We start from the raw sequence: 21815 nt of genomic DNA, 5'->3' as shown, positions 1-21815 counted from the left end.
CCCAAGGTCTTATATTCCGTTAAAATCCTTAGAAAGGAGGTGATCCAGCCGCACCTTCCGATACGGCTACCTTGTTACGACTTCACCCCAATCATCTGTCCCACCTTCGGCGGCTGGCTCCATAAAGGTTACCTCACCGACTTCGGGTGTTACAAACTCTCGTGGTGTGACGGGCGGTGTGTACAAGGCCCGGGAACGTATTCACCGCGGCATGCTGATCCGCGATTACTAGCGATTCCAGCTTCACGCAGTCGAGTTGCAGACTGCGATCCGAACTGAGAACAGATTTGTGGGATTGGCTTAACCTCGCGGTTTCGCTGCCCTTTGTTCTGCCCATTGTAGCACGTGTGTAGCCCAGGTCATAAGGGGCATGATGATTTGACGTCATCCCCACCTTCCTCCGGTTTGTCACCGGCAGTCACCTTAGAGTGCCCAACTGAATGCTGGCAACTAAGATCAAGGGTTGCGCTCGTTGCGGGACTTAACCCAACATCTCACGACACGAGCTGACGACAACCATGCACCACCTGTCACTCTGCCCCCGAAGGGGACGTCCTATCTCTAGGATTGTCAGAGGATGTCAAGACCTGGTAAGGTTCTTCGCGTTGCTTCGAATTAAACCACATGCTCCACCGCTTGTGCGGGCCCCCGTCAATTCCTTTGAGTTTCAGTCTTGCGACCGTACTCCCCAGGCGGAGTGCTTAATGCGTTAGCTGCAGCACTAAGGGGCGGAAACCCCCTAACACTTAGCACTCATCGTTTACGGCGTGGACTACCAGGGTATCTAATCCTGTTCGCTCCCCACGCTTTCGCTCCTCAGCGTCAGTTACAGACCAGAGAGTCGCCTTCGCCACTGGTGTTCCTCCACATCTCTACGCATTTCACCGCTACACGTGGAATTCCACTCTCCTCTTCTGCACTCAAGTTCCCCAGTTTCCAATGACCCTCCCCGGTTGAGCCGGGGGCTTTCACATCAGACTTAAGAAACCGCCTGCGAGCCCTTTACGCCCAATAATTCCGGACAACGCTTGCCACCTACGTATTACCGCGGCTGCTGGCACGTAGTTAGCCGTGGCTTTCTGGTTAGGTACCGTCAAGGTGCCGCCCTATTTGAACGGCACTTGTTCTTCCCTAACAACAGAGCTTTACGATCCGAAAACCTTCATCACTCACGCGGCGTTGCTCCGTCAGACTTTCGTCCATTGCGGAAGATTCCCTACTGCTGCCTCCCGTAGGAGTCTGGGCCGTGTCTCAGTCCCAGTGTGGCCGATCACCCTCTCAGGTCGGCTACGCATCGTTGCCTTGGTGAGCCGTTACCTCACCAACTAGCTAATGCGCCGCGGGTCCATCTGTAAGTGGTAGCCGAAGCCACCTTTTATGTCTGAACCATGCGGTTCAAACAACCATCCGGTATTAGCCCCGGTTTCCCGGAGTTATCCCAGTCTTACAGGCAGGTTACCCACGTGTTACTCACCCGTCCGCCGCTAACATCAGGGAGCAAGCTCCCATCTGTCCGCTCGACTTGCATGTATTAGGCACGCCGCCAGCGTTCGTCCTGAGCCAGGATCAAACTCTCCGATAAAGTGTTTGACTGACTACGCACATCGCTGTGCGATTTATTTAAAACTTTGAATTAACAGGTACGTTTTGTCTTGTTTAGTTTTCAAAGATCATTTTTGTCTTTCGTTCAAGCGACTTTATTATTATATCTTATCAATCTCTTGAAGTCAACAACTTTTTAAATTTCTTTTTTTCGTCAGCGCCTTGTTTAGCGGCAACGAATAATAATATACCACCTCACAAATAATAGTGCAATAGTTTTTTAAAAGAAAATCAAAAAAGTTTTACGAGCGGCTTGTTTCTAAAAAAGCGCCGTACTGCGATAAGCAGAAACGGCGCCTGCCCTTTTATTAGCGTTGTCTCATTTGAGGGAATAATAAAACGTCTCTGATAGACGGAGCATTTGTTAACAGCATGACAAGGCGGTCGATACCGATACCCAATCCCCCGGTCGGCGGCATGCCGTATTCAAGAGCTTCAACGAAGTCTTCATCCATCATATGCGCTTCATCGTTTCCTTCTTCTCTTTCTTTTAATTGCGCTTCAAAGCGTTCCCTCTGGTCAATAGGGTCATTCAGCTCCGTAAACGCATTAGCGTGCTCACGGCCGACGATAAACAGCTCAAAACGGTCTGTAAAGCGAGGGTCCTCCGGATTTTTCTTAGCAAGAGGAGAAATCTCTACAGGGTGGCCGTAAATAAATGTAGGCTGAATGAGTGTTTCTTCAATTTTTTGTTCGAAGAATTCATTGATGATATGACCCACCGTCATTGAGTTTGTGATCTCGATACCATGCTCTTTTGCATGACCGCGCGCTTCTTCAACAGTCATCTCATTCCAGAAATCTACGCCTGTCGCTTCTTTGACCGCATCTACCATGTGGAGTCGTTTCCATTCAGGTTTCAGATCAATCTGCTCTTCTCCGTACTGGATTGTGGTGCTTCCAAGCACTTCCTGCGCAATATGTGCTACGAGGTTTTCCGTAAGACTCATAATATCTTTATAATCGGCGTACGCTTCATACAGCTCGATCATCGTGAATTCAGGGTTATGGCGTGTAGAAACACCTTCATTACGGAACACACGGCCGATTTCGTAGACTTTTTCCAATCCGCCGACAATCAGGCGTTTCAGGTGCAGTTCAATCGCAATACGCATATAAAGAGGCATATCGAGCGCGTTATGGTGCGTGATGAACGGGCGTGCAGACGCTCCTCCCGGTATGCTGTGCATCGTAGGTGTTTCAACTTCTAAGTATCCATGGTCATCTAAGTATCTTCTCATCGCTTGGATGATTTTGCTGCGTGTGATAAACGTTTGTTTGCTGTCAGGGTTTACGATGAGATCGAGATAGCGCTGGCGGTAACGCTGTTCAACATCTTTTAACCCATGATATTTATCAGGAAGAGGACGCAGTGCTTTTGTCAGCAGTTCAAAAGATGTCGCTTTGACAGAAAGCTCGCCTACGTTTGTTTTGAAAACTTTCCCCGTGATGCCGATAACGTCTCCGAGGTCTGAAGATTTAAAGATTTCATATTGTTCTTCGCCGACACTGTCTTTTCTTACGTAAATTTGAATTTGACCTTCTAAGTCCTGCAGATGCGCAAAGCCGGCTTTCCCTTTTCCGCGCTTTGTCATCATACGGCCTGCAATGGTCACTTCGATCGCTTTTTCTTCCAGTTCTTCTTTAGAAAGCTCCTGGTAGGCGTCAATGATCTGTTGAGATTGATGCGTTCTCTCGAAACGTTCGCCGAAAGGGTCAATGCCGTTTTCTCTCAGCTGGTTCATTTTATCTCGTCTGACTTGCAGCTGGTCGTTCAATTCCTCATGATTTTGCTCTTCTTGACTCATTGGTATCACTCCGTTACATTTTGATTTCACGAAAAAGCAGAAAAACTGCCAGCGGTAAGCTGGCAGTGAGCAGCAATAGAGGGTGTATATTAACCTACTTTTGCATCTTGAAGCTCTTTTGCCTCTGCTTCGGCGGTAAATGCATCTAAAAGCTGCACAACTTCTTCACGCGTCTCACATTGGTTGATTTCGTTGCGTACATTCGCATTGCCTCTGACACCTTTCAGGTACCAGGCAGCGTGTTTTCTCATTTCTCTGACTGCCACATTTTCGCCTTTTAACTTAATCAGGCGGTCTAAGTGCAGTTTGCATACCGACATTTTTTCACGGACTTTCGGTTCGTCTTTTAACTCACCGGTTTCAAGGTAGTGCACCGTACGGTAAATCATCCACGGGTTGCCGAGTGCGGCCCGGCCGATCATGACGCCGTCAACTCCTGTTTCCTCAAGCATACGTTTCGCGTCCTGAGGCGTTTTGACATCACCGTTTCCGATGACGGGAATGGAGACGGATTGCTTCACTTCTTTAATGATATCCCAGTTCGCAGTGCCTTCATACATTTGCACTCTTGTGCGGCCGTGCAGGGCAACGGCTTTTCCGCCGGCACGTTCAACGGCTTGGGCATTTTTCACCGCATAGATGTGCTCTTCATCCCAACCCATTCTCATCTTCACTGTAACCGGCTTATCAACAGCATCTACTACTGCGGATACCATTTCATAAATCTTATCAGGATCGAGAAGCCATTTGGCGCCCGCATCACATTTTGTAATCTTGGGTACAGGACATCCCATGTTAATATCAATAATATCAGCAGTCGTGTTTTGATCTACAAACTTCGCCGCTTCCACAAGGGTTTCCTTTTTCCCTCCAAAAATCTGAAGGCTGAGCGGTTTTTCACGTTCATCAATGTAAAGCATCCCCATTGTTCTTGCGTTGTTGTAAAGAATCGCTTTGTCACTGACCATTTCAGCGCATACCAATCCGGCTCCGAATTCCTTTACAGTCAATCTGAACGCTGAGTTGCAGACACCGGCCATAGGGGCAAGCACAACCCGGTTTTTCAATTGAATATCACCGATTTTAAACATTTTTCCCCTCCTTTCATTTGTCTATTTTTCAGGCGGGGCCAATTCGTCCGCACTTATATTTAAAACATCTGCCGCATCTTGAATGATGGCATCTGACGGCAATCGGTTTCCGCGTTCAATTTCACCGACAATAGAAACTGATATACCTAATGCTTTTGCAAATCCTTCTTGAGTATAACCTTTCAGCTTTCTGAATGCACGAATTCGCCTACCCCAGATTTCTGCTTCCATACTCTTACACCTTCTTGGTTTGTTTCAGCGCTTATCGTGATATGATCCGCCTGCGGACATATTTCTTTTAACGGCGCAAGGACAAATAAGCGCTCATACATTCTCGGATGCGGAACAATCAGCCGCTCTGTTTCAATATTTTCACGATTATACAGCAAAATGTCAAGGTCTGCCGTCCGCGGTCCCCAGCGAATCTCTCTCGTTCTGCCTAATTCAGCTTCAATGCTCTGCGTTACATCAAGAAGTTCAAAAGGAGATAACGACGTTTTCACTTCAACCGCCATATTGAGAAACTGATCTTGATCCTCATAGCCGACGGGATCTGTTTCATATATGGAGGACACCTTTGACACCGTCACGCCATGATGCCGGCTGAGCATGGCCACTGCCTGACGCAAATAATGTTCACGGTCGCCCATATTGGAACCGAGGCCGATATATGCCGTATTGTTCATGATTTCTTTCTCGTCATTTCTATAGCTACTGATTTATAATGGCCGGGAATCGGCGGGTCAGGCTTAACAACCTTTACCGTACATTGCTGCACCGGCTCAAATTTCTTAAGGACGGTGTCTGCGATCCGTTCCGCAAGGGTCTCGACCAAATTAACGGGCTCGCCCTCAACGATGCCGCGGCAGACACTGTACAATTCCGCATAGTTAATGGTATAAGAAAGGTCATCCGTTTTTCCCGCTTTGCTCAAATCCAGTTCGGCAGTCAGGTCTACTTTGAAGCGCTGGCCGAGTTTGTTTTCTTCTTCGAACACGCCGTGATATCCGTAAAACTCCATACCTTCCACATATACTTTATCCATAATGTGCGCCTCCTTTGTTCAACATAGCATCCATCATCTTAGTCATTCTTGCGATCTCTTTGACATCGTGCACCCTCACAATGTCGCAGCCTTTCTGGACGCCAAGGCATACTGTCGCTCCCGTTCCCTCAGCACGTTCTTCAGGGGGAAGGTCAAGTACACGGCCGATGAACCTTTTTCTCGATGTCGCCAGGAGCAGCGGATAACCTAACCCGCTGAACACCTCCAGCTTGTTCATGACAGCCAGATTGTCCTCATAGTTTTTCGCAAAGCCGATCCCCGGATCCAGAATCATGTTTTCATCTGTGACGCCGGCTTCTGCGGCAATTTTTACGCTTTCCATCAGGTCTGCAAGCATATCAGGAATAAGATCGTTGTAGTTTCTTTCCGTGCGATTATGCATTAAGATAATCGGAACCCCGTGTGCGGCGGCTACTGACGCCATGTCAGGGTCACCTTTCGCCCCCCAGATGTCATTAAGGATAGAGGCTCCCGCTTTGACCGCTTCGTCTGCCACGGACGCTTTGTACGTATCGATTGAAAGCGGAATGTCCAGCTCGCTTGTAATCCGTTCTATGACGGGGATGACTCGTGACATTTCCTCATCAGCCGACACGAGTGATGCGCCGGGCCTTGTCGATTCGCCGCCGATATCTATAATATGCGCCCCTTCTTCAGCCATCTTCACCGCACGCAGAAGCGCCCTTTCCGTACTGTCGTATTTACCGCCGTCAGAGAAGGAGTCTGGCGTTACATTTAATATCCCCATAACGAGCGTCTTCTCTTTATAGGACAGAGCGCCTTTTTTTGTATGAATCAGTTTAGGCTGTTCAATTGTTTGCTGCGCCATTTTGTTCCTCCTCCTGTACATTCATTTTGTTTATTTCCTGCTGATACTGCTTACGGAGCAATTGCACCGTTTTTCCGCTCATTCCGGGCAGCGGCACTTCCTCTATTTTAGAAAACGGGATGATTTCAAGCACGGAGTTTGTCATCCATGCTTCATCCGCTTCAAGCATTGATTGAAAACGGAATCGGCCTTCGGTGACTTCTGTCCCCTGCCGTTTCAATTCATCAATGACAAACTGTCTCGTTACGCCGTCGAGAATTCCCGTATCCAAAGATGGCGTAAAGACCTTGTCTCCTTTTCGCCAAAACACGTTGGAGACAATGCCTTCCGCGACATCTCCTTCTCCGGTCAGGAAAATGCCTTCAAGATTGGGATCATTCCCGATCTCCCGTTTAGCATACATGTTGTTTAAATAGTGATGGGATTTTAACCGAAAAGATCCTTCAGGCGTGTTTCTCCGGACAGAGAGAAGCCTGCCTTCTTTTTGAACAGGCAGAGTTTCCGGATTGAGCCGGTTGACGAAACAAAGGACGGTCGGCTTTTCATAAGTCTGCGCGGCAAATCCCTTATCGCTGACGCCTGCCGAGATGTTAAGCCGGACACGCGCGCTGCCGTCCTTGATGTCATTGAGGAGCAACAGTCTCAGAAGCATATCAAGCAGCTCCTGTTTGTTCACCTCATATGCAATCTGCAGATCCCGAAGCGCCCTGTTGAGCCTGGCGACATGCGCATCCGGCAGAAACGGCCGGCCGCTGTAAAGCCTGAACGTCTCGAACGCGCCGATCCCGTACAGATAACCATGGTCAAAAGGAGAAAGCGCCGCTTCTTTCTCCTCTATATATTGACCATTCAAATATATAATCACACCGTTACTTCCTTTTTGCGGTGTGTCTCTATAAAGTTTCTGAGCATCTCTTTGCCGAAGGAGGTCATGATGGATTCCGGATGGAACTGAACACCTTCAACAGGCAGCTCATTATGGCGGATTGCCATAATTTCTCCTTCTTTGGTTTGAGCGGATACCGTAAAACAATCCGGCAGCGTGTCCGCTTTGACAATAAGTGAATGGTACCGGGTGGCGACCAGCGGATTTTGCAGGCCTTTAAAAATCGTCTGTCCGTCATGCATAACTTCTGACGTTTTGCCGTGCATGAGCCGCTCTGCTCTGACGACATCGCCGCCGAATACTTGCGCAATCGACTGATGCCCGAGACATACGCCGAAAATAGGAATACTGCCGGCAAAATGTTTGATGGCTTCGAGGCTGATCCCCGCTTCATCAGGACTGCACGGCCCGGGTGAAATCATTAAGAAGTCCGGACCCAGCTCTTCAATCTGCTCAATCGTAATCTCGTCATTCCGTCTGACGATCAGTTCCTCCCCGAGCTCACCCAAATATTGAACCAAGTTGTACGTAAATGAATCATAATTGTCAATCATTAAAATCATCTCTGCTCACCTCGTCTGATTTTTTGTCTCTTCTTCGCTCAGCTCTAACGCCTTTTTCATCGCAAAAGCTTTTTTGAACGATTCCTTGTATTCATGCTTCGGAACCGAATCAATGACCACTCCTGCTCCGGACTGCATAAAAGCATGTCCGCCGGCTGCATAGATCGTCCGGATCACAATGTTAAACTGCAAATCTCCGTTGAATCCGAACCAGCCTATAGATCCAGTATAAAGCCCCCGTCTTGTCGGCTCAAGCTCTTCTATAATTTCCATCGTTCTCACTTTGGGCGCTCCCGTGATGGTGCCCCCCGGGAACACCGCATGAATAATGTCTGTCGCGTCATATCCGTCCTGCAGCTCTCCCTGTACGTTTGACACGATATGCATGACGTGGGAATACTTTTCGATCGCCATAAATTCGTTAACGCGCACGGAGCCGTAGCGCGATACGCGCCCGAGGTCATTGCGCTCAAGATCAACAAGCATGACGTGTTCCGCACGTTCTTTTTCATTGTGAATTAATTCGTCAGCCAAAGCCTTGTCTTCAGCATCGTCTTTTCCTCTTGAACGCGTACCCGCGATCGGTCTCGTTTCAAGCTTCTTCCCCTTCTTTGTCACCAATAGCTCCGGCGACCCGCATATCACTTGAAACCCCGGTGTCTCGAGATAGGCCATGTAAGGAGACGGATTGACGTTTCTCAAGTGTTTATACACCTCATACGGATGAACGGATAAGGACTGAGACTGCCTGATGGACAAATTAACCTGGAACACATCGCCGCTCGCGATATATTGTTTAATTTGTTCTACAGCCTGCGAAAATCCTTCTTCAGTGAACGGAGCGGCGTACGATCCGTCCCCATTCCGATCCAGCGGTGAAAAAGGCTCGTCCGCCGTTTGGAGGGAACACCACATGTCCTCTAAGCCGGACAGCTTTTCTTCCGCAAGATCCGCTTCTTCCGCTTCAGTATGGGTAATGAGCCATAACGCCTCTTCCTCATGGTCATAAACGGCCACATCATCAAAAACAAGAAAGTAAATATCAGGTGTTTCCAGATCATCTAACGACAGCATCTTAAAATTCTCAATATATCGGGCGTAGTCGTAACTGATAAAACCAATCGCACCGCCCTGAAAGTCCGGAAACTCAACGTTTGTTTCCGTTCCGAGCGTTCCAAACCATTCATGAAAGGCCCGCAGCGGGTCACCTTCTTTAAACAGTGTTTCCCCCTCATGCTTGATCGTTGTAATTCCGTCTTTCCCTCTGACGGACGCAATCGGATCTAGACCGGCTATACTGAATCTTCCCCCTCTCGCGCTTTCGAGCAGAACATGCCGTTTTCTCGATTTCGAAAGGTTTTCATATCGCTGTAAAAATGCTTGTTTCGTAAAAGGTATTTTTCTTCCTGCCGGTCTGCGTTGTGCCATCATATCAATCCTCTGCTTCGTTTTACTGTAGTTTTATTTTAAAGCAATCACACTGGTGAAAAAAGTGAATTTCACTTCCAACCATAAAATTCGAAACGTTTTTTGGATTTTCGATGCTTCAGGCACAAAAAAACTCCCGGATACAGCCGGGAGCCGTGTGTATGTCTCTATTCAAACTGATAAAGCGGTGTGCTTAAGTAACGTTCTCCGTTACTAGGGATGATCGCAAGCACTTTCTTGCCTTTCCCCAATTTTTTCGCGATTTCCAGTGCCGCGTAAATAGCCGCTCCGGAAGAAATGCCGCCGAGAATCCCTTCTTCTTTTGCCGTTTTACGGGCATATTCAAATGCATCCTCGTTTTTGACGGGAATGATCTGATCATAGATGTCCGTATTCAATGTTTCAGGGACAAATCCCGCTCCGATACCCTGAATTTTATGCGGGCCCGGTTTTCCGCCGGAAAGAACCGGAGAATCTGCCGGCTCTACCGCATAGATTTTGATGGATGGATATGCTTCTTTCAGCACTTCGCCCGCTCCCGTGATGGTTCCGCCGGTACCGATTCCGGCCACGAACGCATCAAGCTGGTCATCACCAAACTGTTCTACGATTTCTTTCCCCGTCGTTTGGCGGTGAATTTCCGGGTTTGCCGCATTGTTGAATTGCTGAGGCACAAAGTATCCGTGTTCCTCCGCAAGTTCTTCCGCCTTTTTAATGGCGCCCTTCATTCCTTCTGCGCCGGGAGTCAGCACAAGCTCCGCTCCGTATGCGCGCAGCAGATTGCGTCGCTCCATACTCATTGTATCAGGCATAACGAGAATGGCTCTGAGACCTTTAGCCGCTGCCACCATCGCAAGACCGATCCCTGTATTTCCGCTTGTCGGTTCAATGATTGTGTCGCCGGCTTTTAATTTCCCTTCTTTTTCAGCCGCTTCAATCATCGCCGCTCCGATACGGTCTTTTACGCTGCTGCCCGGATTCATGTATTCAAGCTTCAGATATACATCTGCACTGTTTTCATCCGTCAGGCGATTCAATTTCACAATAGGAGTATTTCCGATTAGTTCAGTAATAGAATTTGCAATACGCACCATGTTGGACACCTCAATTTCCGACTAAATTTATTGGTATTATAAATATAAGTTATCAATTTCAAAATTTTTTGTCAATCATTTAGTTCTTTTTTCCCCGTAGAACCAAGAGACCCCCGCCTCTTTCCACAGCGTTTTGACTGTCGCCTTGTCACCTAATTGATCCATCGCGATCTGGCGTCTGATTTGGCTCTTCACTTCATTGTATGAGAAAGTTCTCGCTTTAAGCTTTTCTTTCAGCTGAATGATGGCGTATCCTGAAGAAACTTTAATCGGTTCAGCGGACCATTCATCTTCTTTAAGATTTTTAGCTTCTGTGATATATGCCTGCGGGATATTTTCCTGTTTTTCTGTCACAAAGCCGAGGTCTCCGCCATACTGTGACGTGTATCTGTCCGTGGAACGCTCAGCGGCGACGGCTTCAAAGCTGGAACCGCCTTTCAAATCAGCAAGCACCCTGTCCGCCTCTTCCTTGTTTTTGACGACAATGTGCCTGATTCTGTAGGAATCATCGAAATGGTACAGTTCTTTATTTTTATTATAAAATGATTGCATTTCCTTATCCGATATATCGATGTCCTTCGTCAGCAGTTCTTCAAGAAGAATGTTGTAGCGGATCTGGTCTCTCCATTCTTTTTCGGTAATATGGCTGTCTTCATAAAATGAATTATTCACCGCTTTGATTAAAAGAAATTCCCGCTCCAATTCGCTGTTTGAAACTGTGAGTTTATTCTTTTTCGCAAGCTCTTCCACTACTTGTGCATTAATCATGTCTTCCAGAGTTGATTTTCCGTACTCGTCTTCCATCTTTTTCATCCAGTCCTGCCGTGTGATATGTTTATCACCGATTGTCGCGATGGATTCTTCAGATGACCCCGCGGCTTGGGATTTTGTTAACTTATACGCCACTGCTACACTGCATACCAACAGCGCCGCTACAATAATCGTCAAAAGTGTTCTCGATTTCAAAATCTACCCCATCCCTTTTACAAAATAGAACAACCCGCTAAAGAGCTAGCGGGTTGTTTCGTCACGAAGCTCTTCCAGTTCTTCTTTTGTAAATAAATATTTCTCATTACAAAAATGGCAAACCGCTTCGGCTTTTCCGTCTTCTTCTATCATATCTTGTATTTCTTTTTTGCCTAGTCCTAAAATGGCCGTTTCGAATCGATCTTTTGAACAAGAACAGTGAAATTTGACCGGCATTGTTTCGAGAACGTCCGGTTTTTGACCCAGAACTTCTTCTAAGATTTCTTCCGGTGTCAGGCCTTTTTGAATCAATTTTGAAATCGGTTCGATTTGAGATAATTGCTTTTCAATTGTTGAAATGGTTTCTTCATCAGTCCCCGGAAGAAGCTGAATGATGAACCCGCCCGCAGCGAGAATCGTGTTATCAGGATTTACTAGAACACCTACGCCGACAGATGAAGGGACTTGTTCAGAAGAAACAAGGTAATACGTGAAGTCGTCACCGAGTTCACCCGAGACAATCTCTACTTGTCCCGTAAAATAATCACGCAAGCCCAAATCTTTTACGACACTGAGTGTTCCGTCAGTTCCGACCGCCCGTCTGACATCCAGTTTCCCTTGTTCATTGAGGTCAAAATGAACGTGCGGGTTTGATACGTATGCTCTTACCTCACCCTTTGCGTTCGCATCTGCGACAATGGCTCCGATCGGGCCGCCGCCTTCTATTTTGACTGTCAGCTTATCTTCACCCTTAAGCATCGCTCCGAGCATCAGAGAAGCTGTCATCGTCCGGCCGATTGCGGCTGATGCCGTCGGCCACGTGTCATGCCTTCTTTGCGCTTCATTAACCATATCTGTCGTTCTGGCTGCATAAGCCCTTACTTTACCGTCATATGCAATTGCTTTAATTAAATAATCCATCGTTTACCTCCTATACGTGACCCACACGATTTCGCTCATAAATGATTTCCAGCCCTTTCAGAGTGAGAAACGGGTCAACAATATCAATACAGTCTGATTCGTTTGCGATTAATGACGCAAGCCCGCCTGTCGCAATGACTTTCGGTTCCTGTGTTGCCTGCCATTTCATCCGCTTCACTATACCTTCAACTTGTCCGACATAGCCGAAAAGGATGCCGGACTGCATGGCGCTTACCGTATTTTTGCCGATGATATTGTCCGGTCGGGCGATTTCAATTCTCGGAAGCTTGGCCGCGCGTGAGTACAGCGCTTCCGTTGAAATTGTAATGCCGGGAGCAATCGCGCCGCCCATGTATTGTTTGTTTTCATCGATGTAGCAATACGTCGTCGCCGTTCCGAAATCAACAACAATTAAGGGGCCGCCATACTGCTGAATCGCCGCAACGGCATTGACGATTCTGTCAGCTCCCACTTCTTTCGGATTGTCATATTTTATATTTAAACCTGTTTTCATTCCCGGGCCGACAACCTGCGGCTCGATGTGAAAGTATTTTGTGCACATTCTTTCTAAAGAGAACATAATCGGCGGCACTACGGATGAGATGATAATCCCTTCAATCTGTTCAAACATCAATCCGGAATGTTCAAATAAGGAGCGGAGCAGCATGCCGAATTCGTCTTCTGTTTTGTGCCTGCTCGTTTCTATGCGCCAATGATATTCTAGTTCCCCATCATGATATACACCAATCACGGTGTTGGTGTTCCCCACATCTATAACCAGTAACAACCTCTATCACCACTTTTGAATAGTTTCTAATCATAACATTTTCAACATTCTACAATACCATACACGATCTGCGGCTCTTTTGTAAACAAAACGAAACCAGTAAAAAAACCGCCGGTATACGCCGGCGGTTTTCATATCAGAAAGCGAACTATTCTTTCGGCTCGTCTTTCTTTTCTTCTTCTGTTTTAGACAGGATGTTTACTTTCACATCGTCTTTTTGAAGATGGTCATCTGAGAAATTGCGCTCAGGGAGTTTTCCGTGATCCACGAGATGCTTGATTTGTTCCGCATCTAATGTTTCCACATCAAGCAATGTCTGAGCAATCAATTCCAGCTTATCGCGATTTTCAGTCAGGATGGTTTTCGCACGCTCATAACATTCTTTAATGATGCGCTGAATTTCCTGATCGATTTCGTAAGCGATCTGATCACTGTAGTTTTGCTCGTTGTTGAAATCCCGGCCCAGGAATACTTGACCGCCTTGAGATTGACCGAACTGAAGCGGTCCGAGTTTTTCTGACATACCGAACTCTGTCACCATTCTTCTGGCAATGTTCGTTGCCCGCTGGAAGTCATTGTGAGCGCCCGTGCTGACTTCGCCGAAGATAATTTCCTCGGCAACGCGTCCGCCCAGAAGACCGACAATTTTATCGAGAAGTTCAGGTTTTGTCTGGAAGTAACGGTCTTCTCTCGGAAGCATGACCGCGTATCCGCCCGCCTGCCCCCTCGGAACGATCGTTACTTTATGAACCATATCGGCTTCATCCAGCACAAGTCCGATAACGGTGTGACCGCCCTCGTGGTACGCCACGATATTGCGTTCTTTTTTCGATATGACGCGGCTCTTCTTCGCAGGGCCCGCAATCACACGGTCCGTCGCTTCATCAATGTCGCGCATATCAATTTTCTTCTTGTTTTGACGGGCAGCAACGAGTGCCGCTTCGTTAAGAAGGTTTTCTAAATCGGCGCCTGAGAAACCGGGTGTTCTTGAAGCGATCGCTTTTAAGTTCACCGTTTCATCAAGCGGTTTGTTTCTCGCATGGACCTGTAATACGGCTTCACGGCCGATGACATCCGGACGGTCTACCGTAATCTGACGGTCAAAACGTCCCGGACGAAGCAATGCAGGGTCGAGAATGTCCGCACGGTTTGTCGCAGCGATAATAATGATTCCTTCATTCGCACTGAAACCGTCCATCTCTACAAGCAGCTGGTTCAGCGTCTGTTCGCGTTCATCATGCCCGCCGCCAAGACCTGCGCCGCGCTGACGTCCCACCGCGTCGATCTCATCAATGAAGATCAGACAAGGCGCATTCTTTTTCGCATTTTCGAATAAATCACGCACACGGGAAGCACCGACACCGACAAACATTTCAACGAAGTCAGATCCGCTGATGCTGAAGAAAGGAACGCCCGCTTCACCGGCTGAGGCTCTCGCAAGCAGCGTCTTACCGGTTCCCGGAGGTCCGACCAACAGCACGCCTTTAGGGATTCTGGCGCCAAGCTCGGCGAATTTGCGAGGATCTTTCAGAAACTCAACAACCTCAACGAGCTCCTGCTTCTCCTCATCCGCGCCGGCTACATCTTTAAACTTCACGCGTTTCTTTTCTTCCGTATACAGCTTCGCTTTGCTCTTTCCGAAGTTCATGACACGGCTGCCGCCGCCCTGAGCCTGATTGAGCAGGAAGAAAAACAGAATAAAGATGATGACAAACGGAATGATCGTCGTTAAGAACGTCACCCACCCGCTTGTTTCCTGTGCGGGATCAACTTTTACGTCCGTCTTTTTAATTGCATCAAATATCTGGTCTGCTCCTTTTCCTTCAGGAACATGTGTTAAAAAGTACTGGTCTTTGTCGTATTTTTTCAGCTGTCCTTTTACCTCATAAACACCTCTGACAGGCTGAACCGATACGCTATCAACTTTCCCCTCATCGAGGTTCTTGATAAACGTACTGTACGACATATTTTCTGTTTTCGGGTTTGAAGTCTGGAAGTAACTCACAACCCCGATTACTACTAATAAAATAAGTAAATAAAAAATGGTATTACGGAAGACCCGATTCATTCCTTACCTCCTCCCACAGTAAGCACAACTATGTTCAATAGTACCATAGAAAATCATTCCAATACAACCGATAACCATCTCGGAAGCAGGCAGCCGATCAGCTTTCATAAATCGCCGGTTTTAATACTCCGATGTAAGGCAGATTGCGATAGCGTTCGGCATAATCAAGTCCGTAACCCACAACAAACGCGTCAGGAACTTCAAAGCCTACGAAGTCTGCTTTAATGTCCGCTTTTCTTCCGCTTGGTTTATCCAACAGGGTAACAATCTTAATTGATTTCGCTTTACGATATCGGAAGAGTTCTACGAGATAGCTCAAGGTTAACCCACTGTCGATAATATCTTCAATGATTAAGATGTCCCGGCCTTCTACAGATGTATCCAAATCTTTGATGATTTTGACTTCTCCGGAAGAAACCGTGGAATTTCCGTAGCTTGATACATCCATGAAGTCCATTTCCAAATATGTATCAATATGCTTTATAAGATCAGCCATAAAAGGAAGCGCTCCCTTTAACACACCGATTGCCAACGGAAACGTGTCGCTGTACTCGCTTGTTAATTGTTCTCCAAGCTGTTTTACTTTCTGCTGGATCTCATCTTCTGAGATCAGCACTTTTTCGATATCCTGTTTCATGTTAATGCTTGCCCCCTACACTTTTCATGCTGTCTATATTGTAATACAATGCGGTCACTGTTTGAAATCACAAGATCGTCAAAGATGGATTTTTTCAAGCCAGGCAGCCAGATAATTTCACCGCTCGCATCCGTTACAATCGGCCATTCGTCCCGATCCCGCAGAGGCAGTTTATGATCAATAAATATATCTTTCACCTTTTTCGAGCCATTCATCCCTTTAAGTTTGATCCGATCGCCGATTTTTCTCGTCCGGATTGTTAAAGGAAATTGCACCTTATTTCTGCTTGTCATAAAAACAGCATTCCCATTTTTGATATGAGGGTCAGCCTGATCGGCCACCTCTATCATAAAGCCGTTGGGGAGAACAGCAGTCTCGCCTTCCGCTCCTTGCAGCTGCAGCTCAAAGGGAACCTTTTCACATTGCCATTGTTCAAATGTAAACAAACATGTCTGATATGATTTGACCACCTTCAGCCCTTTCGGAAAATCAAGCACTCCCGAGGCGCTTCCATTTTCCGCCCATTCGAGAAACTGCTGTATGTGGCGGGCGGAAAACGACGATGGAACGTTTTCATAAAGATAGTTTAATATTAGTTGAACTCCTCTTCTTTGTAAAGGTATCGGAAGGGCAAGCAATTGAGAGGAATCGACTTCAACCGATGTGTCAGACTTGCTTGTAATAACCTTATTCATTCGTTCTTTCGTTAATGACTGCAGGTATTGTTCGTCTTCTGTCAGTGCTTCACTCACCTTTTGAAACATTTTATGAACGTCAGGTGATTCTTGTTTTAAAAAAGGAAGCACGGTCTTTCTGAATCTGTTTCTTGTATAATCGTCTTTTGCATTGCTCTCATCCGTTCTGTAGCTGAGCCCTTCTTGACGGCAGTATTCAAGGATTTCATCCTTTGCCGTATAGAGGAAAGGCCTGATCAGCCAGCCGGATGCAAATTCGCGAACGGGCTGCATTCCCGCAAGCCCTGCCCCGAGCGTACCTTTCGCAAGCCTCATGAGCATTGTCTCAACCTGGTCATCGCCGTGATGAGCCAGCGCCAAAAACTTCGCTTGGTGTTTTGTCATCAGATCTTCGAAAAACTGATATCTGCAATCACGCGCGGCAGCCTGCTTGTTCAGCTTATTCTTCTTTGCGTATGCAGAAACATCAATCTGTACCGTTTCGCAGAGGATGTGTTCAGCCTCGCAATATGACTGCACAAACTTCATATCTTCTTCAGATTCAGGACCCCTGAACTGATGGTCGACATGCGCCGCTATGATAACGGAGGAATGCCCGAAGTGCTTATTCAGCATACTGAGAAGCGCCATTGAATCAGGGCCTCCGGAGACCCCGGCAATAATCGTTTCTCCCTCCGCCTGAAGATGATATGTTTTGAAAAAATCTTCCACGCTTTTCACAATGTCCCCCTCACAATGAGCAGGTTTTTTAAAGATATACATATCCTATCACTTTCATTCCCTCCAAGCAAAGAAGAAGCATGAGCGCAGGCGTCCGGCCGGCACTAGATGAGAAAAAAGACGATGTAAGCGAAATAAAGGGCGAGAACGCTGATTAAAATAAGTGTTGTTTCAAACAAACCATTGTGCTTTGCGGGTTTTTGTTTAGGTTTATACCGCGTTTGAGATACAGTGCCCTGCCGCGGTTTTGAATGCGGCGGCTTAGGCTTGGCGGCGGCTTTCCTTTTGCTCCCGGCGCTCTGCCCCGCCGTCAGGATGTCATGCTTCATGGCTTCCGCAGACGGATATTGACCGTTTAAAGCAGAAAACAGAACCTTCTTATACTTATTCAGAAACGGGTGGCCTTCAATGATAGAACGAAGCTGTTCTTTCGGCTGTCCTGACTTTTTGCACTCTTTCTTCTGGACACAGTGGATCATGATCATTGCGACAGCAAACAGGTCATAGGATGGTTCTGCTTTTCTTGTTCCATACCCCCAATAGCCCCTGTCGTAAAACTCCGTATACTCTTTAATCGCGCGGCCCTGTTTTGTCGTTCCCCCTACATCAATGCAGCGAATGGCAGCCGGTGGTCCGGTTACAATGAGATTGTCCGGTTTGAGGTCGCCAAAAACCCATCCTTGCTGATGAAGGACTGACAGGCTGGAAAGAAGCTGCACCATCAGCACCGGAATCCACTCCGCTCCCTTACTGCTGATATATTGCGGAAGAAGCGGCCCTTCTATGTACTCCATCACGTAAAAAGAGACATTTTTATTCAGCTGCGGTATAAACGCGTCGTCCGCATCAAAAAAAGAAGGCCCCATCGTTTGCGACCGGGCCTTTGAAAAGGATTTTAAGACATTCACTTCAGAGGTAACAGACATGCTGTCGCTGCTTATTTTCAAAGCGACCTGTCCGCCTGATGCTTCTGCCAGATATACAATACCGTTAGCCCCTTTTCCAAGCTGTTTGAGCAATCTGTAGGATTTGCCGTTCCATTTGCCCTGAATTGCCGTCCCCGGTGCCAGACTACATGCCAAACTCGTTAAAGCGTCGTTCATCATCTGCCAACATGCTCCTTCTTGAGCGGATTCTCTCAAACTGCTGCGTCGCTTCCCGGATAGCGGGGCCCGTAGGGGTGATACCGCCGGTCGACAGCTTCGCAAAGAGTGCAGAAAGGGATTCAAGCTTCGGCGTCCAATTCAGTACAAGCTCAACTTCCTGGCTTTTCCCGGGAAATATACACATTGCAAATTCATTTTGTCCGGCCCGGGAATTTAAACTGATGGAAAGATCGATCAGCGCTTCTTTCACCGTCGGCAGTTTCGGCGCCATACTCGCACTCGTATCAACCAGCACAAGCACTTGCAGATGAACCGTTTCGCCGAGTTCATCAACCACTTCCATCACTTCGCCGCGTTTTTCAGGAGAAAGCTCTTCCATTTCAACGTTTTTCCCTAAAATTTGTTTAAGCTCTTGATTGACGACGCCTTGCAGCGTCTGGGTCATTGCTTTTTTCGTCACCATTTGAACCGTCTGAGACAATTGTGACGCGTACACAACTTGATGGACGCCGCCTCCGGCCATGGCGATGCCTTCAACTTCCTTCATTGCCTCTTGGTCAATCGCGTTTTCTTCCATAATTCCTATAACATTCACCGTAATCCCCTGCTCCTTGGCGAAAGCCGCCATTGCGATCGGGTCTTCACCATGATTGGAGCAGCCATCTGTAATCAGCAGAACTTGATTTAAATGTCCCTTATTCACATACATTCCTCCCGGTGATACGATTAGTCCCATCTTCGCCAGAAGGAAAGTGATTTATACGAAAGGATTAAGAAATCTCCTTTTTATTTTGGAAAACCGCCGGCACCGGGATGGAAGCCCATTTCGGCGTGTTGTGATCAATCCGGACAACAACCACCGTCATATCGTCTTCGATTTGGCCGGAACGCGTTCTGATGACCTCTTCCATTAATATATCAGCGATTTCCTGCGGATCTTCGGTTTTCAGCCCTTTCATTTTCCGTTTCATCCACAGATCGTGGTTTTCAACGTGCTTCGGCCCTTCAAAAATACCGTCACTCATCATGACGAGCAGATCTCCCGCTTTTAACTGTTCACTTACAACCTCTACATCAAATTCATTGATGATGCCGATCGGCAGATTGCTGGCCTGCACTTTCATGACTTGATCTCCCCGCTTGATAAAACTCGGCGTTGAACCGACCTTCAAGAATTTGCAGCTTGCATCCTGAAGATCAATGATAGAAAGATCGAGAGTTGAGTAGATTTCGTCTGTCGTCCGTAAAGACAGAATACTGTTGATCGTTTTGATCGCTATTTTTTCATCAATACCTGATTCGAGAATTTTTTCGAGCAGCTTAATCGTTTCATTGCTCTCATAATGGGCCCTCGCCCCATTGCCCATGCCGTCACTGATCGCGGCCGCATACTTTCTCGCCCCCAGTTCCATCATGCTGTAGCTGTCGCCGGAGACAAGGCCGCCGCCTTTTGCCGCATGAGCCGCGCCTGTCGATACCCGGTACGACTTGGTCGAACCGAACGCGACATGGCTGTAGCCATTCGGATGAGCCGAGTGCTGTTCGCTTTTGACAAGTATCTGCTCCTCAAGAATGTCAGACAGCATCGGGGCGATAATTTTCTCACTCTCGCCGTGTCCTCCGCTGAACGGGATTGTCATTTCGATATCAATATTGCCCTGCTCCAAGCTGTATATCTCGACATGCTGAATCTCGATTCCGAAATGCTGAAGCGCCTCTATCATTTGTTCTTCCTGAATAAAATGCTGCTCCCTCTCCCGTTTTATTTCCCGAGAAAAGTCCGCCATGACCTCAGAAACCCCCAACAGCTGCTCGGCAACAAGCCTTCTGCTGTCCTGAACTTTTCTCTTCAGTGTCAGATGGGCATGATGGTGGGCAAGTTCGTCCTCAATCAGCTCTTCCACCTGTCTGGATTTGGAACAGTGCTGTTGAAACTCCTTTTTTAATCTGCGGTTTGAGGCATACTGTTTTTCTTCTGTTTCATGCATAACTTGTTTCATTAAGTCATATGTTTTATCAAAGTTTTGAACCCAGCATTTGCTTTTCTTATAGCAGGATTGGCAGGAATGCTCGGTGATTTTGCTTAAAAAGAGATCCACTTCCCCTTCTTCCGCCTGCTCATCAGAAGACGTCTGATGAAAGGTGGCGAAGCTCTCCGACAAGGCATGAAACACATTGGAGAACTGGTCTACTTTCTGGGCGGTGACATCTCTGATTTTCCTTGCGTACTGCTGCTGTTCCTGACTGTGCTCAGCAGTGCCCGGTATGTATCGCGCCACCTTTTTCGTAATCGATTGGGGCGTAATCAAAAACAAAACAACGGCAATCAAAGATTCATAAAGAGTGGTCATTAATCCGGCAGATCCTTCTCCATATAATGAAATCAGCAGTGAGCCGATCACTAATCCGACTGCGGCGCCGGCTTTCTTTCCTTCTTTCAGCAGCCCGCCAAGAAGCCCGGAAAACGCAAGCAGACTCATTTGATAGAGATTCCCGATATTCGCAAGCCCGAGGATCAGTCCGGTCACAACACCGACCGTACAGCCGATGCTTGCCCCGCCGACAAAGGAAAAACTCAGCACGACATAGCGGGCCAGGATATGTTCAGCCTGCATTCCCTGAAATGAAACACCGGCAAGCCCGGTTAAAACGGATGCGATCAAGATCATAAAACAGATGATTTCTTCTATTTTTAACGATTGCTTCACTTTTTTGATCGTGAAGATCGGCAGGCTTTGTAAAAAGATCAGCGTCAAAATAAAGGCCAGGCCCGCCTCGACAACAGCCATCACATAATCATAGGTGGTAAAAGCGCCGCTTTCAAAATAAACAAATCCGATTCTCGCGGCAGCCATAGAGAAAAACACCACGATCGGCAGCATCTTCACCCGGTCCTGCACGATATATGTACCGATTTTCGAAAATAGAGTGAAGACGGCCAAAGCTGTGAGAATCAATAAAGAGTGTTTCGGCGAAATGGTTAAAGCGCCCGCAAGTAAAGACAGACAAGCATAGAAGGCTTTATCTCTTCTGATCAACAGCATCGCTCCGAAAAACGGCAGCGCAAACGGAAGAACCTCAGATAATATGAAAGCCCGTCCAAGTAAAAAACCGATCACGACATAAATGAACCCCTTATAGAAAAAAAGTGAATGCGCTTGATGGACTGTAAGCTTTGCCGCCTTTTCAAAAAACGATTGCAGTTTTTCCAGAGCTTGTCCCGCCATCGGCCCGTTCACTCTTCTTTCCGCTTTTTCCATTGCTCTCATCCCCCACCTGTTTTATTCGTTGCTTGTCATTATAAATGAAAGCCCAGATAGGATTTTGTCAAAAGAAGGTAACAATTCCAAAGAAGTCTTCGACGCTTTCTCCCTTGTTCCCCTTTCCTTTCGTATTTCCTCCGACATTTCTCAAAAAGTTGTCTAAATATGAAAAAATCGGCTTCTGCAACAGAAGCCGATTCGCTTGATGACCCGTACGGGATTCGAACCCGTGTTACCGCCGTGAAAGGGCGGTGTCTTAACCGCTTGACCAACGGGCCGGATATA

Annotated in this window: 19 protein-coding genes, 1 tRNA gene and 1 rRNA gene; all 21 read right to left on the bottom strand. The window is 47.2% G+C overall.

From position 1 onward, the window contains the following. Positions 1-32: 32 nt before the first annotated feature. The 21 genes from NYE50_RS00490 to NYE50_RS00390 all read right to left on the bottom strand — a co-directional run bounded on the left by NYE50_RS00490 (position 33) and on the right by NYE50_RS00390 (position 21808). A 16S ribosomal RNA gene (locus NYE50_RS00490) occupies positions 33-1582 on the bottom strand. Positions 1583-1910: 328 nt separating this feature from the next. Beyond that, complete coding sequence (lysS, locus tag NYE50_RS00485; protein WP_014416740.1) at positions 1911-3410, bottom strand: lysine--tRNA ligase; 1500 nt, start codon at positions 3408-3410, stop codon at positions 1911-1913. A gap of 89 nt (positions 3411-3499) precedes the next feature. After that, positions 3500-4501 (bottom strand): tRNA dihydrouridine synthase DusB, encoded by a 1002-nt coding sequence (gene dusB, locus NYE50_RS00480; RefSeq protein WP_007409948.1) that lies wholly within the window; start codon positions 4499-4501, stop codon positions 3500-3502. Between the two features lie 21 nt (positions 4502-4522). Next, a complete protein-coding gene (locus NYE50_RS00475; RefSeq protein ID WP_003150668.1) occupies positions 4523-4732 on the bottom strand; it encodes a helix-turn-helix domain-containing protein in 210 nt (69 codons plus the stop codon). Beyond that, positions 4684-5187, bottom strand: coding sequence for a 2-amino-4-hydroxy-6-hydroxymethyldihydropteridine diphosphokinase (gene folK / locus NYE50_RS00470; protein ID WP_007409947.1), 504 nt, complete (start codon positions 5185-5187; stop codon positions 4684-4686). The genes NYE50_RS00475 and folK overlap by 49 nt, the downstream gene beginning before the upstream one ends. Continuing rightward, the gene (folB, locus tag NYE50_RS00465) at positions 5184-5546 is read right to left on the bottom strand and encodes a dihydroneopterin aldolase (protein ID WP_022552479.1); all 363 of its coding nucleotides are present in this window, start codon (positions 5544-5546) and stop codon (positions 5184-5186) included. Before folB ends, folK begins: the two co-directional genes overlap by 4 nt. Beyond that, complete coding sequence (folP, locus tag NYE50_RS00460) at positions 5539-6396, bottom strand: dihydropteroate synthase (RefSeq protein ID WP_017419482.1); 858 nt, start codon at positions 6394-6396, stop codon at positions 5539-5541. Before folP ends, folB begins: the two co-directional genes overlap by 8 nt. Further along, a complete protein-coding gene (gene pabC, locus NYE50_RS00455; protein WP_017419483.1) occupies positions 6377-7261 on the bottom strand; it encodes an aminodeoxychorismate lyase in 885 nt (294 codons plus the stop codon). The genes folP and pabC overlap by 20 nt, the downstream gene beginning before the upstream one ends. Further along, positions 7258-7845, bottom strand: a complete 588-nt coding sequence (gene pabA, locus NYE50_RS00450) for an aminodeoxychorismate/anthranilate synthase component II (protein ID WP_007409944.1) — start codon at positions 7843-7845, stop codon at positions 7258-7260. The genes pabC and pabA overlap by 4 nt, the downstream gene beginning before the upstream one ends. 6 nt (positions 7846-7851) lie before the next feature. After that, on the bottom strand, positions 7852-9273 hold the full coding sequence (pabB, locus tag NYE50_RS00445) for an aminodeoxychorismate synthase, component I (RefSeq protein WP_025650395.1): 1422 nt from the start codon (positions 9271-9273) through the stop codon (positions 7852-7854). A 167-nt stretch (positions 9274-9440) separates the two neighbouring features. Then, positions 9441-10367: a cysteine synthase A gene (gene cysK / locus NYE50_RS00440; protein ID WP_004264603.1), complete on the bottom strand. Its 927-nt coding sequence runs from the start codon at positions 10365-10367 to the stop codon at positions 9441-9443. Positions 10368-10442: 75 nt separating this feature from the next. Beyond that, positions 10443-11333 (bottom strand): peptidyl-prolyl cis-trans isomerase, encoded by an 891-nt coding sequence (locus NYE50_RS00435; protein ID WP_159353702.1) that lies wholly within the window; start codon positions 11331-11333, stop codon positions 10443-10445. A 45-nt stretch (positions 11334-11378) separates the two neighbouring features. Then, positions 11379-12254, bottom strand: a complete 876-nt coding sequence (gene hslO / locus NYE50_RS00430) for an Hsp33 family molecular chaperone HslO (RefSeq protein WP_004264606.1) — start codon at positions 12252-12254, stop codon at positions 11379-11381. 10 nt (positions 12255-12264) lie between these two features. Further along, entirely contained in the window at positions 12265-13041 is a 777-nt protein-coding gene (locus NYE50_RS00425; protein WP_007409940.1) for a type III pantothenate kinase, read from the bottom strand. Positions 13042-13189: 148 nt separating this feature from the next. Beyond that, complete coding sequence (ftsH, locus tag NYE50_RS00420) at positions 13190-15109, bottom strand: ATP-dependent zinc metalloprotease FtsH (protein WP_060561972.1); 1920 nt, start codon at positions 15107-15109, stop codon at positions 13190-13192. Between the two features lie 97 nt (positions 15110-15206). Further along, positions 15207-15746: a hypoxanthine phosphoribosyltransferase gene (hpt, locus tag NYE50_RS00415; protein ID WP_004264611.1), complete on the bottom strand. Its 540-nt coding sequence runs from the start codon at positions 15744-15746 to the stop codon at positions 15207-15209. After that, complete coding sequence (gene tilS / locus NYE50_RS00410; RefSeq protein WP_061862606.1) at positions 15743-17161, bottom strand: tRNA lysidine(34) synthetase TilS; 1419 nt, start codon at positions 17159-17161, stop codon at positions 15743-15745. The genes hpt and tilS overlap by 4 nt, the downstream gene beginning before the upstream one ends. Positions 17162-17265: 104 nt before the next feature. Continuing rightward, entirely contained in the window at positions 17266-18267 is a 1002-nt protein-coding gene (locus tag NYE50_RS00405; protein WP_014416732.1) for a protein kinase domain-containing protein, read from the bottom strand. Beyond that, positions 18233-18970, bottom strand: a complete 738-nt coding sequence (locus tag NYE50_RS00400; RefSeq protein ID WP_004264624.1) for a VWA domain-containing protein — start codon at positions 18968-18970, stop codon at positions 18233-18235. Before NYE50_RS00400 ends, NYE50_RS00405 begins: the two co-directional genes overlap by 35 nt. 67 nt (positions 18971-19037) lie before the next feature. Beyond that, positions 19038-21527, bottom strand: a complete 2490-nt coding sequence (spoIIE, locus tag NYE50_RS00395; protein ID WP_004264625.1) for a stage II sporulation protein E — start codon at positions 21525-21527, stop codon at positions 19038-19040. 209 nt (positions 21528-21736) lie between these two features. Further along, positions 21737-21808, bottom strand: a tRNA-Glu gene (locus NYE50_RS00390). Between the last annotated feature and the right edge of the window lie 7 nt (positions 21809-21815).

The organism is Bacillus sp. EU55 (assembly GCF_038005925.1).
Classification (GTDB): Bacteria; Bacillota; Bacilli; order Bacillales; family Bacillaceae; genus Bacillus; species Bacillus velezensis.
This window is presented reverse-complemented; position numbering and strand designations above follow the sequence as displayed.

Excerpts from the sequence above, each read along its gene's own strand:
- NYE50_RS00475 (WP_003150668.1), bottom strand. The coding sequence starts at position 4,732 with ATGGAAGCAGAAATCTGGGGTAGGCGAATTCGTGCATTCAGAAAGCTG.
- pabA (WP_007409944.1), bottom strand. The coding sequence starts at position 7,845 with ATGATTTTAATGATTGACAATTATGATTCATTTACGTACAACTTGGTT.
- spoIIE (WP_004264625.1), bottom strand. The coding sequence starts at position 21,527 with ATGGAAAAAGCGGAAAGAAGAGTGAACGGGCCGATGGCGGGACAAGCT.
- folK (WP_007409947.1), bottom strand. The coding sequence starts at position 5,187 with ATGAACAATACGGCATATATCGGCCTCGGTTCCAATATGGGCGACCGT.
- cysK (WP_004264603.1), bottom strand. The coding sequence starts at position 10,367 with ATGGTGCGTATTGCAAATTCTATTACTGAACTAATCGGAAATACTCCT.
- lysS (WP_014416740.1), bottom strand. The coding sequence starts at position 3,410 with ATGAGTCAAGAAGAGCAAAATCATGAGGAATTGAACGACCAGCTGCAA.
- NYE50_RS00405 (WP_014416732.1), bottom strand. The coding sequence starts at position 18,267 with ATGATGAACGACGCTTTAACGAGTTTGGCATGTAGTCTGGCACCGGGG.
- ftsH (WP_060561972.1), bottom strand. The coding sequence starts at position 15,109 with ATGAATCGGGTCTTCCGTAATACCATTTTTTATTTACTTATTTTATTA.
- pabB (WP_025650395.1), bottom strand. The coding sequence starts at position 9,273 with ATGGCACAACGCAGACCGGCAGGAAGAAAAATACCTTTTACGAAACAA.
- hpt (WP_004264611.1), bottom strand. The coding sequence starts at position 15,746 with ATGAAACAGGATATCGAAAAAGTGCTGATCTCAGAAGATGAGATCCAG.
- folP (WP_017419482.1), bottom strand. The coding sequence starts at position 6,396 with ATGGCGCAGCAAACAATTGAACAGCCTAAACTGATTCATACAAAAAAA.
- dusB (WP_007409948.1), bottom strand. The coding sequence starts at position 4,501 with ATGTTTAAAATCGGTGATATTCAATTGAAAAACCGGGTTGTGCTTGCC.
- folB (WP_022552479.1), bottom strand. The coding sequence starts at position 5,546 with ATGGATAAAGTATATGTGGAAGGTATGGAGTTTTACGGATATCACGGC.
- hslO (WP_004264606.1), bottom strand. The coding sequence starts at position 12,254 with ATGGATTATTTAATTAAAGCAATTGCATATGACGGTAAAGTAAGGGCT.